Below are 20,385 nucleotides of genomic sequence, written 5' to 3'. Positions count from 1 at the left end.
CTATTTTTCTTTGTAATTTAATAAATAATCACTTTTAAAAATGAAGATTTCAAATTCGACCATTACTAAATTCAAATTCGTAGGCTTTGATTTCAAATTCGTATCTCAAAAAATTTTTTCAATAACGTAATCCTTTCTTCGACTAGAAACAGGAACTTTAATCTCATTAATAATTACTAAAACGCCCTGTTTATTATATCTTAACACATGTTTTTTGTTAACTAAATATGATTGATGACATCTAATAAAAATATCTTCGGATAACAACTCTAATACTTTTTTCATAGACTTAGATACTAATATTTTCTCAGATTGTTTGGTATAGAATGTAGTATAGTTACCTTCAGATCTACAATATAAAATATCATCTTCATACACTGCATATACATTTTCTAGTGTTTTTAAAACAATCCGTTTCTTTTTTACTCCTTGAAAATATTCACTTGATATTTCAACCAGTTTTTCGATATTATTTTCCTCTTTACTATTATCGATGGCTTTCTTTACCGCTTCTTTAAACTCTTCATCATCAATAGGTTTTAAAATATAGTCTAAGGCTCCAACCTTTATTGCTTTAATAGCATGGTCATCAAAACCTGTTATAAATATGACATCAAAATTTTTATCTTTTATTGTATTTAACATATCAAAACTGGTTCCATCTCTCAGCTGAATATCTAGAAAAAGTAAATCTGGGTTCTTATCTTCAATGATTTTCACTCCAGATTCAACACTATCAGCCTCGCTAATAATTTCAATTTCATTACTGAAGTATTGTGATAATTTATCACTCACGATAGTTCTTACATAAGCTTCATCATCAATTATTATTGCTCTAATCATGTTCTGAAAATTTATATGGAATTAAAAATTTAACAATGACTCCTGAACTGGAAAGGTTTTCATTTTTCTTATCTAAAGTTATAACTTTCTGTTTAGTTGTTTTATAAATAAACGTTGAAATCAATTGTGTAGACACCGATTTTCGATAAGCTTTATTAAGAGGTTGTAAGCCAATACCATTGTCTTCTATTTCGCATAGTATATGTTTGTCTTGTAATTCTAATTTTATATGTATTTGTCCTTTGTAATTAATTCCTAAAAATCCATGTTCGATACTATTCTCAACAAAAGGTTGAAGTAGCATTGGAGGAATACAAACCCCTTCATCTTCTTCAAAATTTTCTAATGAAATTGTATACTCAAACTGATTAGGAAATCGTAATAATTGTAAATCTATATACTTCCGCAGTGATTCTAACTCACTGTCTATTTCAACATAATTATGTAATGAATTTTCTAAAATCAATCTCAATAATCTAGAAAATTTCATTAGATAATTCACTGCACCTTTTTGATTCCCTTTTATTTGATTTTGAATTGCAGACAACGTGTTAAACATAAAATGCGGACTCATTTGAGATCGTAATAAGCGCTGTTGCATTTGTAAGTCTTGCTTTTCAAATTTAAATCGTCTTTGTCTGTAAAACAAATACCCAATCAAAAGCAACAATATAGAAAACCCTAATAGAGACATTAACTTTACATTAGTAATCTCAGCTTCTTTCTTTTTCGTTAATGCATCTTGCTCTTTTTCGTTAGATAATTTTAACGCTATGAGTTCTTCTTTTATTTTTTCTTCATGCTGTTTATTATTACCTGCTATTAAACCCAAATACTCTTCGAGTATTTCATCCTCATTAGTTTTAGTTAGATAATTGAGTTTAAACCTTAATTCATGATAAAAAGTAACATAGTCAGGAAATGAATTAGGTTGAATTATAGCCCGAGTAGAATCTAAATATATTTTAGCTAATGGGTAATCTCCTTTTTCTATATAAGCCTCAGCAATATTATTATAAGATTCAATCAAATTATAATTTTTATTACCCTCTGTGGCTTTAGAAAATTCTATGGCATGTTTATATTTCTCTATAGCCTTAGTATATTCTCCATCATAAAAATACAGAGCTCCATAATTTCGAAATATCTGCCTCCTTACATCTTTAGGAACTGTTTTGATATGATCTACACTGTCAAGAAGCTTATAAGCCTGCTCTTTTTTTCCTAAACTATACAATTGGTGAGCTCTAGAAATTGATGTGATCACATACATTGCTGTATCTGAAGATTTCTTAGCAGCTTTTAAGGTTTTGGCATTAAAATATAATGCTTTATCGTAGTTGCCAAGATCTAAATTAACACGTTCAAGAAAATTATAGGCATAGGTGAGTCCTTTAGCATTTTTATCTTCATCAGAAATATCAACAAACTTTTGTGCTGTGCTAATTGCATTTGCGAGTTTGCTATTATTTTCATCTGTTTCCCAAGTATTTCTATAATATACCAAGTTTCTATATCTTGAATTTGGTGCTTCAATTAAATCTATTGTTTTATGAAAATAATAAGATGCCGAATCTATCTTATTAATACGCCTATAATAATATCCTTTTAAAAATATATTCTCAAGCCGAAGCGTATCTGGTATGTCATCATTAGCATCTATGATTCTTTTAGCTTCATTGAGATATAATAATGTTGAATCGTTAACCTCTTTACTAGATAAATCTTGTAATTTCTTTAATGTATTGATATCATTTTTAAGCCGTTCATCATGGCTTTTTTGACCACAACCAATCAATAATAGAAAAAGAATAAAATAAAATTGTCTTAGCATTTTTTATCTTTTAAGTGTTATAGAGGTCTTATCAAAATTAAAGTATTAAGTATCTAAAAAGCTAATATTACGCTTTAAACCTTCAAATTTAGTGCGTTTTACAGCAGATTTTTTAAATACTTTATTAAATGTATCCTTAGTAATTTCTTCCCAATCCTTTTTTGTCATTGATAATAACTCAGGATGCGGATTAAACAATGGTTCACTATGTGCTTTTGAAAAACGATTCCACGGACAAACATCTTGGCACACATCGCAACCAAACATCCAATCATCGAATTGTCCTTTGAATTCTGAAGGAATATTATCTTTTAATTCAATCGTAAAATAAGAGATACATTTGCTTCCATTCACAACATAAGGCTCAGTAATGGCTTGCGTAGGACAAGCATCAATACATGCTGTGCATGTACCACAATGATCTGAAACAATATGATCATATTCTAAATCCAGATCAATAATCAATTCAGCAATAAAATAAAACGATCCTACTTGCTGCGTTAATAAATTACTGTGCTTCCCAATCCACCCCAAACCTGATTTTGCTGCCCAAGCTTTATCTAGCACAGGTGCCGAATCTACAAAGGCTCGACCATGAACATCTCCTATTTCATTCTGAATACTGTGCAATAGTTGTTTTAACTTATCTTTAATCACAAAATGATAATCGGTTCCAAAGGCATACTTAGAGAGTTTATAACTTTCGGTATTTTGAATTTCCGAAGGAAAATAGTTTAATAATAAAGACACCACACTTTTAGAACCTTCAACCAATTTGGTTGGATCAAGGCGTTTATCAAAATGATTTTCCATATACCGCATCTCACCATGCGCGTTATTTTTAAGCCATGTTTCCAATCGTGGTGCTTCTTCTTCTAAAAACTCTGCTTTACTAATACCACAAGATAAAAAACCAAGACGTTTGGCTTCTGTTTTTATAAACTTGCTGTATTTAGATTTATTTGCAGTCATTTGTTTCGCTTTTCAAATTTTAAAAACGCATTTTTAGGCTTTAAGGTAATTAATGGTGTTATGTCTATTGCTTCAAAATCTGGATATATTTTAAAAGTCTTTACTAATTCAGACATGGCCATAATCATTTCAAACATAGCAAAATTATTTCCTATGCATTTTCTTGGTCCTGCGCCAAATGGGAAATATTGCGACGAAAATTTCCGTCCACCTTCCGAAAATCGCTCAGGTATAAATTCGTTTGGCTTATCCCACAAATTTGGATGGCGATGCATTTCGTAAACTGAAAACAAGATATTGGAGCCTGCTTTAAATTGCATGCCATTGAAATGGTCTTCTGCAACATTTACACGATCAATAAAATAGGCTGGAGGATATAGCCGCATTGATTCTTCAATAACTTGTTGACAAACTTTAGATTGCGTAACGATAGTCATCAAATCGTCCGCCTTTTGGTGTATGGCTATATAGTCTTCATATATTTTTTCTTGCCATTCGGGATGTAAAGCTAGAAGTTGACATGTAAATGTTAACGAATTAGATGTCGTCTCGTGCCCTGCTGTAAATAAAATTAAAATTTCATCTATAAGTTGCTCCTCACTCATTGATTTACCATCATCATATTTAGCATCAAGAAGTATATCTAATAAATCATTTTCTCGTGTATTGGATTTGCGTCTTTCATGAACAATACGCTTTAATATGTCTCTAGCTTCCCGAGTTAAGCCAATGTGTTTTTTAATTTCACCACTTGCTTTAAACCACCAACCTAGATAAGGTTGACGTAATTCTTTGACAAGCATTTTTTGAGCTGTCTCGGTAATATGCTGTAAACGGCTTATATCATCTTGATTTGCAGCACTACTAAATAAGGATTTTACGACAGCTTGAAATGCGAGATCATTTAAAATTGGAAATATATCTAAGACTTCACCAGGCTGTATTCGTTGAAACTCTGAAGTAATTGCATCATGAATAGATTCCAATAAGTTTTCTAATTGTTTTTTATGAAACGCAGGCTGAATGAGTTTTCGTTGCTTACGCCAATGATCTCCCTCTGAAGTTAATAATCCTTTACCAACATATTTTACTAAATCTTCGGTTTGAATTTTAGACTTGACATAATTGCGTTGATTCTTTTGAAGGACATACTCGGCCAAAGCAGCATCTCTACAAAAAAATACGCTAGTATTGAATCCAATTTTCAATCTAAACACATCGCCTTGTTCTATAAAGTTGCGATGATGAAATGGTAATGGGTTTTTTAAAATATCTAATGAATGCTTCAAGAAACGTTTTAAAGGAACAGTAGGTATTTCTTTTTTTGGATTCATTATGTATGATTTCCTTTGATAGTATAATACGTTTTAAAACCAATTGAAGTGTTATACTAAAACAAACCGCCTTGTATTGGACCTTTAATTTTTCCAAGATGTTTATAAGCCAGTTCTGTCACTTCCCGTCCGCGAGGTGTTCGCATTATAAACCCTTGTTGTATCAAAAAGGGCTCATATACTTCTTCTATGGTTTCGGCACTTTCACTAACAGCAGTAGCCAATGTGGTAATCCCAACTGGGCCACCTTTAAATTTATCAATGATGGTTTCTAAAATTTTGTTATCCATTTCGTCTAAACCATGTGCATCTACATTAAGCGCCTCTAAAGCAAACTTAGCGATCTTTATGTCAATATTTCCGTTTCCTTTTATTTGTGCAAAGTCACGAACTCTTCGAAGTAATGCATTAGCAATTCGAGGTGTGCCTCGGCTTCGCCCAGCAATTTCGACAGCGGCCTCCATAGAAATGGGTACATCTAAAATGGAAGCACTACGCTGTACGATGGTCGTTAACAATTCGGTGTTGTAATATTGAAGTCGGCTTTGAATTCCAAAACGTGCTCGCATAGGCGAAGTTAGTAACCCTGAGCGTGTTGTTGCTCCAACTAAGGTAAACGGGTTTAAATTAATTTGAACCGTTCTAGCATTTGGTCCAGACTCGATCATAATATCGATTTTGTAGTCTTCCATTGCCGAGTATAAATACTCTTCAACAATAGGACTTAACCTATGGATCTCATCAATAAACAATACATCACGATCGTCAAGGTTCGTCAATAGTCCCGCTAAGTCTCCTGGTTTATCCAAAACTGGTCCAGAGGTTACCTTTATACCTACATTAAGTTCACTAGCTAGGATATGGGCTAATGTTGTCTTACCAAGTCCAGGAGGTCCATGAAACAAGGTATGATCTAGAGCTTCATCTCTACCATTCGCAGCCTGAACAAAAATTTGAAGATTTTCCAACACCTGATCCTGACCAGTAAAATCATCAAAGGATAGTGGTCTTAATTTTTTTTCTACATCCAGTTCTTCTGGAGAAAAATTATCATTTGTTGGATCTAGGTTTTCGTTCATATAACACAAATATAAACAAAAAGCCTTTCGATAGTTACGAAAGGCTTTTCAATATTATATAAAGAATTTTTAATGTTGCAATTCTTCTTCTCCATCATATAATGGCACATTTTGAGGCACGAAATCTTCATCATGTCCTGGTTTACTATAATCGTAAGCCCAACGGTGTACATGAGGAATTTCTCCTGGCCAGTTACCATGCATATGCTCTATTGGAGCAGTCCATTCTAATGTATTTGATCTCCAAGGATTCTGTACTGTTCTCTTTCCGTAGAAAATAGAGTAGAAGAAATTCCATAAGAATACCAATTGGAAAATACCACCTACAATTGCAAATATTGTAATCACAACATTAGCATTTGCGGTGTCATCAAATAATGGGAAGTTAGAGTTTGTATAATAACGTCTTGGTAAACCTGCCATACCTATAAAGTGCATTGGAAAAAATACACCATAAGCACATATTGCCGTTACCCAGAAATGTAAATATCCAAGGTTTTTATTTAGCATACGACCAAACATTTTTGGGAACCAATGGTAGATTCCTGCAAACATTCCGTAAAGCGCAGATATACCCATTACTAAGTGGAAATGCGCTACAACGAAGTACGTATCATGAACGTTAATATCTAATGCACTATCACCTAAGATAATACCTGTAAGACCACCTGTGATGAACGTAGATACTAAACCAATTGAGAATAGCATTGCTGGGTTCATCTGGAGGTTACCTTTCCAGAGTGTGGTGATATAGTTAAATGCTTTTACTGCAGAAGGAATTGCAATTAATAAGGTTGTAAAAGTAAATACAGAACCTAAGAATGGATTCATTCCTGAGATAAACATATGGTGACCCCAAACTATCGTTGATAAGAAGGCAATGGCTAAAATTGACATTACCATCGCTCGATAACCAAAAATAGGTTTACGGGAGTTAGTAGCAATAATTTCGGACGTAATACCTAATGCAGGTAGTAATACAATATATACTTCAGGGTGACCTAAGAACCAGAATAAGTGTTCAAACAATACTGGAGAACCTCCTTGGTAATGCAATACTTCACCTTGAATGAAAATATCAGATAAGAAGAATGATGTTCCAAAACTTCTATCCATGATTAATAATAAAGCAGCAGATAATAATACTGGGAAAGACACCACACCAATAATAGCTGTTACAAAGAATGCCCAGATTGTTAATGGTAATCTTGTCATAGACATTCCTTTAGTACGTAAATTAATAACTGTTACGATATAATTTAACGATCCTAGTAGCGAGGATGCAATAAAGATAGCCATAGATACTAACCATAAGGTCATACCCATTCCTGAACCACCTTGTGCCATTGGTAACGCACTTAAAGGTGGGTAAATGGTCCATCCTGCTGCCGCTGGTCCAGCTTCTACGAATAGTGAAATAATCATCACTACACTAGATAAGAAGAATAACCAATACGACACCATATTAAGGAAACCAGATGCCATATCTCGTGCTCCAATTTGCAACGGAATTAATAAGTTACTAAATGTACCACTCAATCCTGCAGTTAATACAAAGAATACCATTATGGTACCATGAATGGTTACTAATGCCAAATAAATATCTGCATCCATAACACCTTCGGGAGCCCATTTTCCAAGTAATGCTTCAAACAATACATTAGGTTCCTCAGGCCATGCAATCTGCATACGGAACATTATTGACATCAAAACTCCAATAACACCCATAATAGTACCAGTTATTAGGTACTGCTTAGCAATCATTTTATGATCTTGACTAAATATATATTTAGTTACAAAAGTCTCTTTATGATGATGTCCGTGATCGTCGTGTGCGTGAGTATCTGCGTGTGCTGACATAATCTATTTTCTTTTTTAATCTTTTAGTTGTTAGTTAAAGAATTTTTGAACGTTTTTTGCTCTTTAATCCAAGCATCATACTCCTCTTGAGTTTCTACAATAATCTTCATTTGCATATTGTAGTGTGATTTTCCACAAATTTTATTACATAGTAATAAGTAATCAAACTCATATATAACTTCTTGCGTTCCCTTAGCTTCTATTTCTTTTCTATTCTTTGTTCTTATGGCGTTGATATTCTCTACTTTCTCAATAATATCAGGATTTTTACGCATATCTGCGGTAGTTACAGTTGGTGTAAACCCAAACTGAGTAATCATACCTGGTACACAGTTCATTTGCGCTCTAAAGTGCGGCATATAAGCAGAGTGTAAAACATCTTGAGAACGCATTTTAAATAATACAGGTCTTCCAACTGGTAAATGTAGTTCTGTTGTAATAACATCATCTTGAGCATTAGGATCAGACTCATCTAAACCTAAGATATTTGCTCTGTCATTATCAATCAATCTAACATTAGCCATACCCAAAACATTATCATCACCTGCGTAACGTGCTTTCCAGTTAAACTGTTGTGCATATAATTCGACTACCAATGGATCTTCACTTTCATCAATATTCATGATGCTTGTCCAAGTGAATAGACCATAAATAATTAAACCTGCTAAAACAATCACTGGAATAAACGTCCAGATCGCTTCTAATGTATTATTATCTGCATAAAATAATGCTTTACGTCCTTTTTCTCCTTTGTACTTGTAAGCAAAGTAATGCAATAAGAATTGCGTAAATGTTTGAACAATGAATATGATTACCATAGAGATAATCATTAAATTGTCAAGTTGCGGTCCGTGCTCTGAAGCAGAATTAGACATCAAAGGTAAATCTCCTAAATACCAAAAACTAGCAATAGTGATGGCATAAATGAAGACTAAGAACCCCATCATTAAATATCCATTAATCTTGTTGTCTTTATCTGTAGCTACTTGATCGTTTGAAGCGCCTACTTGAGCCAAATCAAATATCTTAACCATTTGCCAAATGGCAACAGCTATGAAAATTACTATTATAATTGTTAAAAAAGCAGTCATTGTCGTTTCTGTTCTTTATAATTTTTATTAATAATGGAAATGTTCACTTTCCTTGATGAACGGATTTCGTTTTGGTTCTAAAGGTGCTTTAGTTAATGCTGTAAATACAATAAATATGAACAATCCAGCGAATAACAATATTGAGCTAATTTCTGGTATGCCAATTGCCCATTGGTCTCCCACTGTAGCTGGCATAATCATATTAAATATATCTACATAGTGACCTACTAAAATAACGATACCAGCCATGATCACAAACCATGGAATACGTTTATAATCACTATTCATTAATATCAATAATGGGAACACAAAGTTCATAGCCACCATTCCTAAAAATGGTAGTTGATAATCGTTAAATCTAGCTATGAAATAAGTCACCTCTTCTGGAATGTTAGAGTACCATATCAACATAAACTGCGAGAACCATAGGTACGTCCAGAAAATGCTAAATCCAAACATGAATTTCGCTAAATCATGGATATGACTATCGTTTACTTTTGGTAACAATCCTTTTGATTTCAAATAAATAGTAATCATTGCAATTACAGTGATACCACAAACCATCATTCCTGCCAATACATACCATCCAAATAATGTTGAGAACCAGTGAGGATCAACACTCATAATCCAATCCCAAGACATCATAGATTCTGTATATAAAAAGAATACTAAAAATGCTGCCGAGATACGGAATGTCTTTTTAAAGTTTTTATTGTCGTCTGCATTATCTTGAGCAATCGAGAATTTACGAGAGAAGTGTCTGTATAACCACCAACCAGCAATAAATATTAATCCTCTAACTCCAAACCAAGTGATATCCAACCATCCTGATTTACCTTGAATTAATTTATCATGAGCTACTACATCTGGATCCATCCATACAAATAAGCCATAATGACCTATCAAACCAGAAGCAATTGCTATACCTAAAACGATTAAGGCTCCAGGCAGCATATATGCGGTAATACCTTCCATCACTCTTAAAAGTAATGGTGACCATCCTGCTTGAGCAGCATATTGTACAGCATAAAATGCCAATACACCAAGTGCAATCATAAAAAAGAAAAATGCAGCTACATAAATTGCAGCCCAAGGTCTTTTGTGCATAGCATGCATAACATGGTTAACGTGCTTAGTATGTTCATCTACTTCAGCATGAGCTCCATGACTTTCTGCATTATCATGACCAGCTGTTTCAGCATGAGATTCTTCTGATGCATGAGTATCGTGATCTGCTTCCTTATCATGACCGGCTTCTTCTCCATGACCTCCACCATGATGAGATTCGTTAGCCAACATCGTTTCTACTTGTTCAAATGTTTTGCCTGAAGTTACAAAGCTGTATGATACACCTAGTACTCCAACTATCATTAAAACAATAGCAGTTAATCTTAGTCTATTTGAAATTTTGTATTCCATTATATAATCTTTAACTAAATCTTATTTTTCTAAATCAGCTTTCAACTTCAACACATAATCAACAACCTGCCAACGTTCTTCTTCATTTAATTGATTAGCATATGAACCCATTGAATTCTTTCCATAGTAAATGGTATGATAAATACTTCCAACAGTAATTGCTCTCCCAGCATCATCATAACTTGGCACACCCAATATTTTCTCACGCTTAACTAAATTCCCTTGACCATCTCCTTTTTTACCATGACAAATACCACAATAAATATCGTATAATCTCCCTCCTCTAGGGTTATCAATTTGCGTAGAGTCTAAAGGATTGGTTAATGTTTCTTTAGCTAGGATATAACCTTCATTAGTATTCTCAATTTCAAATGGCATGTGACCACCTCTAGGAATACTACCTTCGGCAGGTAATTGTGCTTCCATATCCTCAATGAGCATTTGTTGACCATCAACTACAATTTCAGCCTCTTGGTAAGCTTCATAACTTACAGGCTCGTACATGTTTGGCATAAACTGATAGTTAGGTCTTGTGTCATTCTTACAGGCCACAACACTTGCAAATACCATTAATACCACTATTATTTTAAATAAGCTTTTCATCTGTATAAATTAATGCGCTTTATCAATTAAATTAATTTCTACTGCTCCCGTTTCCTTTAACAAATTAGAGAGTTCCTGTTCGTTATCATGAACTGCAATTTCCATTAAGAAATGGTCATCTGTAGTTCTTGGGTCTGGGTTTTCTGCATTTTTAAATGGCCACATTCTACTTCTTAAGTAAAATGTAATAACCATTAGGTGAGCTGCAAAAAATACAGTAAGCTCAAACATAATTGGTACAAACGCAGGCATATTCTCGATATAACTAAAACTTGGCTTTCCACCAATGTTTTGAGGCCAATCTTCGATCATGATAAAATTCATCATGACAATTGCTACTGTTAAACCAATACAACCATAGATAAATGATGCTATAGCTATTCTTGTTGGCTCTAATCCCATTGCCTTGTCTAATCCGTGAACTGGAAAAGGCGTGTAAATTTCTTCAATATGATGATGCGCAGACTTTACCTTTTTAACGGCAGCCATTAAAACATCGTCATCTGTATAAATAGCGTGAATTACTTTTGAAGCTTCCATGTACTATTTTTAGTTTATTAATTTTTTAGCTTGTCCAGACCAGTCATCACGTTCTGCTCTTCCTGGGAAAGAACCTGTAATTGAATCTAACAAGTCATATTCTCTTTTTGTCATCTTGCTAACCTGTAAAAATGTATAGATCCCAATACTATTAAGTACTTCTTCCATTTTTGGACCAATACCATTTACTTTTTTCAAGTCATCAGCAGTTTGCGTATTTGGATCAAAAGCACCAATGCTTCCTAATAAATCGTCAACTTTAGCTGAATTATCTTCATCTGAAACATCTTTAACTACTTCAGTCTTAACATCGGCTGTAGCATTTGATGTTCTTGTATCTGCACCTGTTCCAACTAAACTATCACCACGCTCTCTAATTTTCTTATAACGTTCACCTGAAGATTTCAATATTGTCTTCACTTCAGCTTGAGCAATTACTGGGAATGTTCTAGCATATAATAGGAATAATACAAAGAAGAATCCTATGGTTCCAATAAATATTCCAATATCAACAAATGTTGGTTGGAACATTGTCCAAGATGATGGTAAATAATCTCTGTGTAATGATGTTACGATAATTACGAAACGCTCAAACCACATTCCTACGTTTACTACAATAGATATAAAGAATGAGAACATAATACTCGTTCTTAATTTTTTAAACCACATAAACTGAGGTGAGAACACGTTACAAGACATCATCATCCAGTAGGCCCAAGCATAAGGACCTGTTGCTCTATTCAAGAATGCATATTGTTCATATTCTACTCCAGAATACCAAGCGATAAATAACTCAGTAATATATGCCACACCAACAATAGAACCCGTAATCATGATGACGATGTTCATTAACTCGATGTGTTGTACTGTAATATAATCTTCAAGGCTACATACTTTTCTCATGATAATAAGAAGGGTATTCACCATAGCAAATCCTGAGAAAATCGCTCCAGCAACAAAGTATGGAGGGAAAATGGTTGTATGCCAACCAGGAATTACCGATGTGGCGAAGTCAAACGATACAATAGTATGTACAGAAAGTACTAATGGTGTTGCTAAACCTGCAAGTACCAATGATACTTCTTCAAAACGTTGCCAATCTTTAGCACGACCAGACCATCCAAAACTTAATAATGAATAAATCTTCTTTTGGAATGGTTTTACAGCTCTATCACGAATCATCGCAAAATCAGGTAATAAACCAGTCCACCAGAAAACTAATGATACCGATAAATACGTAGAGATCGCAAATACATCCCAAAGTAATGGAGAGTTAAAGTTAACCCATAATGAACCAAACTGGTTTGGAATTGGTAATACCCAGTATCCTAACCATGGACGACCCATGTGAATAATTGGGAATAAACCTGCTTGAACTACCGAGAAAATTGTCATTGCTTCTGCAGAACGGTTAATCGCCATTCTCCATTTTTGACGGAAAAGTAAAAGTACAGCAGAAATTAAGGTTCCTGCGTGACCAATACCAACCCACCAAACGAAGTTAGTAATATCCCAAGCCCAACCTACGGTTTTATTTAAACCCCAAGTTCCGATACCTGTAGAAATTGTATAGATAATACACCCAATTCCCCAAAGGAAAGCGACAAGTGCTATTGAAAATACAATCCACCAAGATTTATTTGCTTTTCCTTCAACAGGTGCAGCCACATCTACCGATACATCGTGATATGATTTTTCTCCTGTAACTAAGGGTCTTCTAATAGGTGCTTCGTAATGAGACGCCATAATCTATTATAATTGTTTCTTAATTAATTTTTATGCTTCTTTAGTATTTCTCACTTTAGTCTGATACTGAACATTAGGTTTAGTACCAACACTTTCTAATAAGTGATACATACGATCATCTTTTTTAAGTTTCGCAACTTTACTGTCTTTGTTATTGATATCTCCAAACACCATAGCGCCACTACTACAAGCTGCAGAACATGCTGTTTTGAATTCACCATCTTTAACTGGACGTCCATCACGTTTCGCATCAAGAATTGTTTTCTGTGTCATTTGAATACACATAGAACATTTTTCCATAACACCACGTGAACGAACTGTTACATCTGGATTCAATACCATACGACCTAAATCGTCATTCATGTGGTAATCGAACTCATCGTTTTGAGCGTATAAGAACCAGTTGAAACGACGTACTTTATACGGACAGTTATTTGCACAGTAACGTGTACCAACACAACGGTTATATGCCATATGGTTTTGACCTTGACGACCATGTGATGTTGCAGCCACAGGACATACAGTTTCACAAGGTGCATGGTTACAATGCTGACACATTACTGGTTGGAAAGCTACTTGCGGATTATCAGCTGGATCTTCTAATCTAGCAAATGTAGATAAAGAACCATCGCCTTCACCATCGCCAAATACGAAGTTTCCTAAGCCTAATCCATCTGCACTTTCCTTTTCTTTAACATCACCTTCAAATGTATCATTAGAAGAGTAATATCTATCAATACGTAACCAGTGCATATCACGACTACGTCTAATTTCTTCTTTACCAACTACAGGGACATTGTTTTCGGCATGACATGCAATTACACATGCACCACAACCTGTACAAGAATTTAAGTCTATAGATAAGTTAAAGTGATGTCCTATTGAACGGTCAAACTCATCCCATAAATCAACTTCAGGAGATGTGACTTCAACCTCTTCATGATTTAAAGATACTGTTGGTACTTTATTCCAAACATTTCTATGTTCAGTATTGAAGATTTCTAAAGTTGTTTCCTTTATAATGTCTCCACGACCCATTAAGGTATTTTGTAATTGAACACATGCAAATTCGTGTTCTCCACCAATATCTTTTAATGAAACGTCTGTTTGAGTTGTATTAAAATCTTTATAGAAATGGTATGCATTCTTTCCAGTCTGCATTTCTGGTTTCAATCCATTTTTGCGACCATATCCTAAGGCTAAACCTATAGAACCTTGTGCTTGTCCTGGTTGAATAATAACAGGAATCGTAACAGGAATTCCATTAACAGTTAATTCTACGAAGCTAGAATTTAAGCCTCCATCTGCTACATGATAATTCTTAACCTGATACTTTTCTGCATCTTTTGCAGACATTGTTAAGTAGTTATCCCAAGATGTTCTTGTAATAGGATCTGGGAATTCTTGTAACCATGGGTTATTAGCCTGTTGACCATCACCCATTCCTGTTTTAGTGTATAGAACTAATTCTAAATCTCCAGAAGACTTAGAAGACGCTAATGCTCTTGCCGCACTTCCTGCAGAAACTGCTGTTACAGATTCACCTAATAAATCATCTATAGAAGAATCAGTATCTGATGTTGTATCTACAGTTTCAGTAGCAATGCTACCAACATAAACACCATCTTGTAAAGCCTTGTTGAAAGATGATCCAGTAAGGATACTACTTCCCCAAGCCTCTTTAATATATTCACGATAGTTCATGCCATTATCTGTCCACTTTAATAAAGCGTCTTGAAATTGACGTGTATCAAACAACGGACGAATCGTTGGTTGCATTAAACTATAATGTCCTTTTTTAAATTCAACATCTCCCCAAGACTCTAGGTAGTGAGGTGCTGCTGCAATATAATCAACGCTTTCAAGAGAAGCCGTTTCATCTGCTTTCATTGAAAATACTATTGATAAGTCTGTTTTACCAAGACCTTCAGCAAAATCTGAAGCATTAGGCAATGTGTACATTGGGTTAACACCACTCATGATGATACCACCAATACGACCAGCTTTCATATCTGCTACTAATTTAGTAACCGAAGCATTATTACCTTGTCTTGTTAAAATTGGAGTATTTGGATCGAATGCCTTGCTTCCAAGTGATTCATTAATCGCTAATGCAACTGTTTGTGCATTTACATCTTGAATACCAGTAACAAGAACACCATTGCTTCCTGCTCTTTTCAATTCTGAAGCTGCTTTTTGAACAGCTTGATCTATATGCTCTGGTAAATCTGTAGATGCAGCTCCACCAACCACTAAACTATGTAGTTTTGCTAAAGCATGTTTTTGTTGTGTTGGCGTCAATGGCACACGCTTGTCTGCGTTTGCACCAGTAAGTGACATATTTGATTCAAACTGAATGTGACGAGACATTTTTCCGTTCTTCGGAACACGTCCTTGTGCATATCCAGCATCAAATCCACCACCTTGCCAATCTCCTAAGAAATCTGCTCCAACTGAAACAATTGTCATGGCTTTAGAAAAATCGTAATTTGCCATTCCACGAGTATTATACTTCGCTTCAAAAGCATCTAACGCAGCAGATTCTGAAACAGCATCATACACAACATGACGTACATTTCCGTACTTCGCTTTAAATTCAGAAATCAACTTAGAGGTAGAAGGACTTGCATATGTTTGTGTTAACAATACAATTTCCTTACCAGCTGTCATTACATTGTTTAAGGCTTGATTTGTTTCAGCATCAAAAGTCTCCCATGAAATAGCGCTGCCGCCTTTCATTGGACCTTGAACTCTTAAGCTATCATATAATCCTAACACAGAAGCGTTAACTCTTGCATTAGCACTATTGTTTGTTTTTGCTAAGTTGTTGTTTTCAATTTTGATTGGACGACCTTCACGTGTTTTTACTAAAACACTAGCAAAATCAAAACCATTTGCAATTGTTGTTGCATAATAGTTGGCAACACCAGGAACAATAGATTCTGGCTGAACCACATAAGGAATTGATTTAATTACAGGTCCTTCACAAGCTGCTAAAGATGCAGCAGCAGTACTAAAACCTACATACTTCAAAAAGTCACGACGCGTTGTAGAAGACGATTCTAATGTTTTTTTATCTCCTAAAAATTCATCAGTAGGAATCTCTTCAACAAATTCATTTTGTTTTAGCGTCTCAACAATAGAGCTATTCTCTTTTAGCTCTTCAACACTTTTCCAGTATTTCTTGTTTGATGACATATTATATAATTGAATTACTTCTTATTAAATTTTATTAGTAGTGACACTTACCACATTCTAGTCCACCCATTTGAGCAGCTGTAAGTTTATCTACACCATATTTTTTAGATAATTGCTCATGTATTTTTGTGTAATACGCATTATCTTTTACGTTAACTTCTGTTTCTCTGTGACAGTTGATACACCATCCCATAGTTAAAGGCGCATGCTGATACATCACTTCCATTGTTTCAACAGGGCCATGACATGTTTGACACTGTACTCCAGCCACCTCAACGTGTTGAGAGTGATTGAAATAAGCGAAATCTGGAAGGTTATGTATTCTAACCCATCTTACTGGTTCAGTTTCTCCTGTATACGATTGTGTTGCTTCATCCCAACCAACAGCTTTGTATAGTTTTTGAATTTCGGCATTGTAATCTTTACCAAATTCTTCTAAACCTTGCTTTTGCGTTTCAGGAGATACTTGATAAATCGTTTTATGACAGTTCATACAGATATTTAATGAAGGAATACCTGAATGCTTACTTACTCTAGCAGAAGAGTGACAGTATTTACAGTCAATACCATTACCACCATCTTCAGCTGCTCCAGCATGAATTCTATGTGAATAATGTATTGGTTGCACAGGCTCGTAACCTTGATCTGTACCTATTTGAGATAAATAACCATATACAAAATAAGCACTTGCCAATAAGAAGAAAATTGCTGTCACCAATACTAAGAATTGGTTTTGTACAAACGCCTTCCATATTGAAATACTCTTGTCTTTTGAAGCGGCTTCGATTCCTTTTTCTTCAGCAAAACGATTTAAAGTACGTCTTACCAACACTAAAGCCATAGCCAATAATGCAAACAAAACAGCTAAAGCACCAAGAATTAATTTGTTTGAGATTCCACCTTCAACTGGCTCTTTTGGAGTATCTGGTCCATCATCTTCAGTAACAATTGGATCAGTTGCTGTCCAAGCCAAAATATCTGCAATATCTTGATCTTCTAAAGCTGCAAATGCAGTCATTGGTGTTTGATTCCATTCGTTAAATACCTGATTAGCGTATGCATCTCCAGATTTAATAAGACCTGCACTGTTTCTAATCCATTTTGTTAACCACTCTCTATCTAAACCTTGCTCTTCTTCAAGTCTCGACTCAACATATCGAAGTTTTGGTCCTGTCATATCTCTATCAAGATTATGGCAAGAAGCACAATTGGTATTGAATAAAGCTTTTCCTTTTGCAGGATCACCTTCTTGAGCGTTAAGTGAAGTAGTAAACGTGAGTAAAATAACCAGTCCTAAATAAGGAATCTTTGAGGCTAGTTGACGGTAAATCACCTGTATCATATTGTTAGTTGAATTATCTTCTAAACTTTGGTATGATTTTTTCATTATTGCTATTGAAAAAAACGTTTGTAAAATCTCATGCAAAAATAACATATAAAGTCGATTTTGAAAATGTTACAGAACTGTTAATTGATAATTTATAAGGATTCTAAATAATAATTTGGCACCCAATTTAGTTATTAATTTTGACTAAGGAAACAACAGTTAAAAAAAATCGTTTTCTTTGTACTAAATTTCAAAAAATATGAAAGCAAATATCCTTAAAATAGTAGTCTTAATTTTGGTGTTCTTGGCAGTTGGAAATCAAGCATTTGCTCAGGAAGGTACTGTTACTATTGACCAAGATAGTGATATTACTAAGCTATTAGAATATAAAAAAGATGTAAAGACGGTCGATTTATATAAGATTCAATTAGATTTTGGGTCACGTTCAAAAGCGATGGCATTAGAGCAGAAGTTTCGCAATACATTTTCTCAATGGCCAACCGATGTGGTATATGAAACACCAAATTATAAAGTTTGGGTTGGTAATTTCAGCACGCGACTAGAAGCAGATATAGCACTTTTAAAAATTAAGAAGAAGTTTTCGAAAGCTATGGTTTTTGAACCAAAAAAGGACAATTAAACGATTGATATTCAATAGATATAACAAAAAAAAGCGACTTAATTAAGTTGCTTTTTTTTGTTATAGTATAAGGTTTTATTAAATTTAACTAAACTAACTCAACGCTTATGCCTAATCCTATATATATTCTTCAATTGTCAGACTGGCATTTAAATGAAGAGATTTCTAAAAAAAAAGAATATAAAGCAACAAAAAAAAACTTAATCCAAAATTTAAAATACTTCTTAAACTCAAAAGACAGAGAACACTTGGATATATTGTCAATTACAGGTGATATGATGGACAGAAACGGTTCAGTAAATCTTAATAGTAAGCCCAATCATAACATTGCAATTGAATTAATTAAAGACTTATCGAAAGTAGTCTGCAAAGATAAGATAACAAAAATCTACTGTGCACCTGGCAATCATGATTCAGACTTTAATAATACATTCGAAGTTTTAGAAAAAAAAATAAATAAAAATTCCATATTAAAAGAGCAATGGATTCCTAATTATGAAATTGTTGATGAATTTCAAACCAAGCTTGAGTCATCCTTCAAAGCTTACAATCATTTTTGTAGTGAAATAGGCGCTATTCGAAACGGGGATTCTACTATTGGCTTCGATGAGTTCAATATTGGAAATGGTAAAGTTTTAGTAAGCTGGTTTAATACATCGTGGTTGTCTATGTCAAACAAAGATTGGAAAAATTTAAGTGATGGAAAACTTCCTATATACCCAACGGATTATGAAAACATTTCAGTTGGTAATAAAATCAATTCTGAAATCTACAAAATGCTTCCTTCTATTGAGAATAAAGAAAATAACACGACATTTTCCCTCTCACTCTTTCATCATTTTCCAAGACTTCTAAATTGGCATGATAAAAACTCTATTGAAATAGAAGTGCAAAAAAAAATCAATGAAAGTAGTTTAAAAGAGTATAATAATTATTTTAAAACTCAATTAACGACAGATTTTGTCTGTAAACAAAACACAAGTTTTTATGAACGAATTAGTAACAATGATTTAGTTTTAAATGGTCATACTCACGGTAAACTTTTTGATCCTCCATACTATACTAGCAATGGTGTTTATACCAAGCAATCGAAATCTTCGATTAGTAGCGTAAATTTAATTGAGGTAGATCTATTTAGAAAGTATTTTATTATATATGATATTCCTTTAAAAACTTTACTAAAAAATAATTTTGACAAGATTAATAAACGAATTCGAATCTTTAAAGATCAGAAATACATAGACAAAATAAATTCCAATTATACAAACATTGATCTTTATTATGATTTAAAATTAAATAACGGATTATCAAAAACTGGTTCTGAGCGTAAAAAAGAAACACTAATGAATTTAAACCAATTTGAAACAATCGATGATGAAAAAGTAAATGATATAATTGAAGGGATTTATTTAACAGAACAAGATTTATTAAAAAATCCAATGCTTACAAAACACATTAGAAAAGAGCTTCAAAGCTTGTTAAAAAAAGTGTAAAAAACTGGTAGTTAGCGATTAATATTGCTAATAAACGTTAAGATTTCAGTTAAAAAGTGTAATTTTAGTATCTTTATAGAATAGTTTAACCAAAACTTTAGTCGTGAAAGAGTTATTTGAACAATATATCACTATTTACCCCTTTTGGGGTGATTTTTATGCATCAAAAGTCGAAAGTTTGCCTCCTTTTTATGATAGGTCTCTGTATTTAGACCTTAGAAAATGGTATGGAAACCCTAGCAATAAAAAAATCATTGAAGCACTCACCAAAAAGCATTCAGACAAAATGAAAGCATTGCAAAATGAAGATCTTGCTCGCTTTAAAGAACAAAAAGAAAATTTAAAATTTAAAGTTCCTTCAGTGGAGAACTTGAGTACTTATATTGGTATGTTTGATGAGGAATAG

Annotated in this window: 16 protein-coding genes; 3 read left to right on the top strand and 13 right to left on the bottom strand. The window is 33.8% G+C overall.

What is annotated here, in order from left to right:
* Window positions 1-105 precede the first annotated feature (105 nt).
* The 13 genes from KWG70_RS05480 to KWG70_RS05420 form a co-directional block, all read right to left on the bottom strand.
* Window positions 106-843, bottom strand: a complete 738-nt coding sequence (locus tag KWG70_RS05480) for a LytR/AlgR family response regulator transcription factor (RefSeq protein WP_230934971.1) — start codon at window positions 841-843, stop codon at window positions 106-108.
* On the bottom strand, window positions 836-2,677 hold the full coding sequence (locus tag KWG70_RS05475) for a histidine kinase (protein ID WP_230934970.1): 1,842 nt from the start codon (window positions 2,675-2,677) through the stop codon (window positions 836-838). Before KWG70_RS05475 ends, KWG70_RS05480 begins: the two co-directional genes overlap by 8 nt.
* Before the next feature lie 45 nt (window positions 2,678-2,722).
* Window positions 2,723-3,649: a tRNA epoxyqueuosine(34) reductase QueG gene (gene queG / locus KWG70_RS05470; RefSeq protein WP_230934969.1), complete on the bottom strand. Its 927-nt coding sequence runs from the start codon at window positions 3,647-3,649 to the stop codon at window positions 2,723-2,725.
* A complete protein-coding gene (locus KWG70_RS05465; RefSeq protein ID WP_230934968.1) occupies window positions 3,646-4,983 on the bottom strand; it encodes a cytochrome P450 in 1,338 nt (445 codons plus the stop codon). Before KWG70_RS05465 ends, queG begins: the two co-directional genes overlap by 4 nt.
* Window positions 4,984-5,039: 56 nt before the next feature.
* Complete coding sequence (gene ruvB, locus KWG70_RS05460) at window positions 5,040-6,062, bottom strand: Holliday junction branch migration DNA helicase RuvB (protein WP_230934967.1); 1,023 nt, start codon at window positions 6,060-6,062, stop codon at window positions 5,040-5,042.
* A 69-nt stretch (window positions 6,063-6,131) separates the two neighbouring features.
* Entirely contained in the window at window positions 6,132-7,922 is a 1,791-nt protein-coding gene (locus tag KWG70_RS05455) for a cytochrome c oxidase subunit I (protein WP_230934966.1), read from the bottom strand.
* A gap of 23 nt (window positions 7,923-7,945) precedes the next feature.
* Window positions 7,946-9,013, bottom strand: a complete 1,068-nt coding sequence (locus tag KWG70_RS05450; RefSeq protein WP_230934965.1) for a cytochrome c oxidase subunit II — start codon at window positions 9,011-9,013, stop codon at window positions 7,946-7,948.
* A gap of 27 nt (window positions 9,014-9,040) precedes the next feature.
* The gene (locus tag KWG70_RS05445; RefSeq protein ID WP_230934964.1) at window positions 9,041-10,432 is read right to left on the bottom strand and encodes a quinol:cytochrome C oxidoreductase; all 1,392 of its coding nucleotides are present in this window, start codon (window positions 10,430-10,432) and stop codon (window positions 9,041-9,043) included.
* Between the two features lie 21 nt (window positions 10,433-10,453).
* Window positions 10,454-11,035: a c-type cytochrome gene (locus KWG70_RS05440; RefSeq protein ID WP_230934963.1), complete on the bottom strand. Its 582-nt coding sequence runs from the start codon at window positions 11,033-11,035 to the stop codon at window positions 10,454-10,456.
* Between the two features lie 9 nt (window positions 11,036-11,044).
* The gene (locus KWG70_RS05435) at window positions 11,045-11,575 is read right to left on the bottom strand and encodes a DUF3341 domain-containing protein (protein ID WP_230934962.1); all 531 of its coding nucleotides are present in this window, start codon (window positions 11,573-11,575) and stop codon (window positions 11,045-11,047) included.
* Between the two features lie 9 nt (window positions 11,576-11,584).
* Window positions 11,585-13,321, bottom strand: a complete 1,737-nt coding sequence (nrfD, locus tag KWG70_RS05430) for an NrfD/PsrC family molybdoenzyme membrane anchor subunit (protein ID WP_230934961.1) — start codon at window positions 13,319-13,321, stop codon at window positions 11,585-11,587.
* A gap of 30 nt (window positions 13,322-13,351) precedes the next feature.
* Complete coding sequence (locus KWG70_RS05425) at window positions 13,352-16,519, bottom strand: TAT-variant-translocated molybdopterin oxidoreductase (RefSeq protein WP_230934960.1); 3,168 nt, start codon at window positions 16,517-16,519, stop codon at window positions 13,352-13,354.
* Between the two features lie 34 nt (window positions 16,520-16,553).
* A complete protein-coding gene (locus tag KWG70_RS05420) occupies window positions 16,554-17,861 on the bottom strand; it encodes a c-type cytochrome (RefSeq protein ID WP_230935022.1) in 1,308 nt (435 codons plus the stop codon).
* 244 nt (window positions 17,862-18,105) lie between these two features.
* Here KWG70_RS05420 and KWG70_RS05415 point away from each other — a divergent pair, with 244 nt between their 5' ends.
* The 3 genes from KWG70_RS05415 (at window position 18,106) to KWG70_RS05405 (ending at window position 20,385) form a co-directional block, all read left to right on the top strand.
* Complete coding sequence (locus KWG70_RS05415; protein ID WP_230934959.1) at window positions 18,106-18,486, top strand: SPOR domain-containing protein; 381 nt, start codon at window positions 18,106-18,108, stop codon at window positions 18,484-18,486.
* 107 nt (window positions 18,487-18,593) lie between these two features.
* Window positions 18,594-19,979 (top strand): metallophosphoesterase, encoded by a 1,386-nt coding sequence (locus tag KWG70_RS05410; RefSeq protein ID WP_230934958.1) that lies wholly within the window; start codon window positions 18,594-18,596, stop codon window positions 19,977-19,979.
* 103 nt (window positions 19,980-20,082) lie between these two features.
* A complete protein-coding gene (locus tag KWG70_RS05405) occupies window positions 20,083-20,385 on the top strand; it encodes a hypothetical protein (protein WP_230934957.1) in 303 nt (100 codons plus the stop codon).

Origin of the sequence: Psychroserpens luteolus, assembly GCF_021032705.1 — a bacterium.
Taxonomy (GTDB): domain Bacteria; phylum Bacteroidota; class Bacteroidia; order Flavobacteriales; family Flavobacteriaceae; genus Psychroserpens; species Psychroserpens luteolus.
This window is presented reverse-complemented; position numbering and strand designations above follow the sequence as displayed.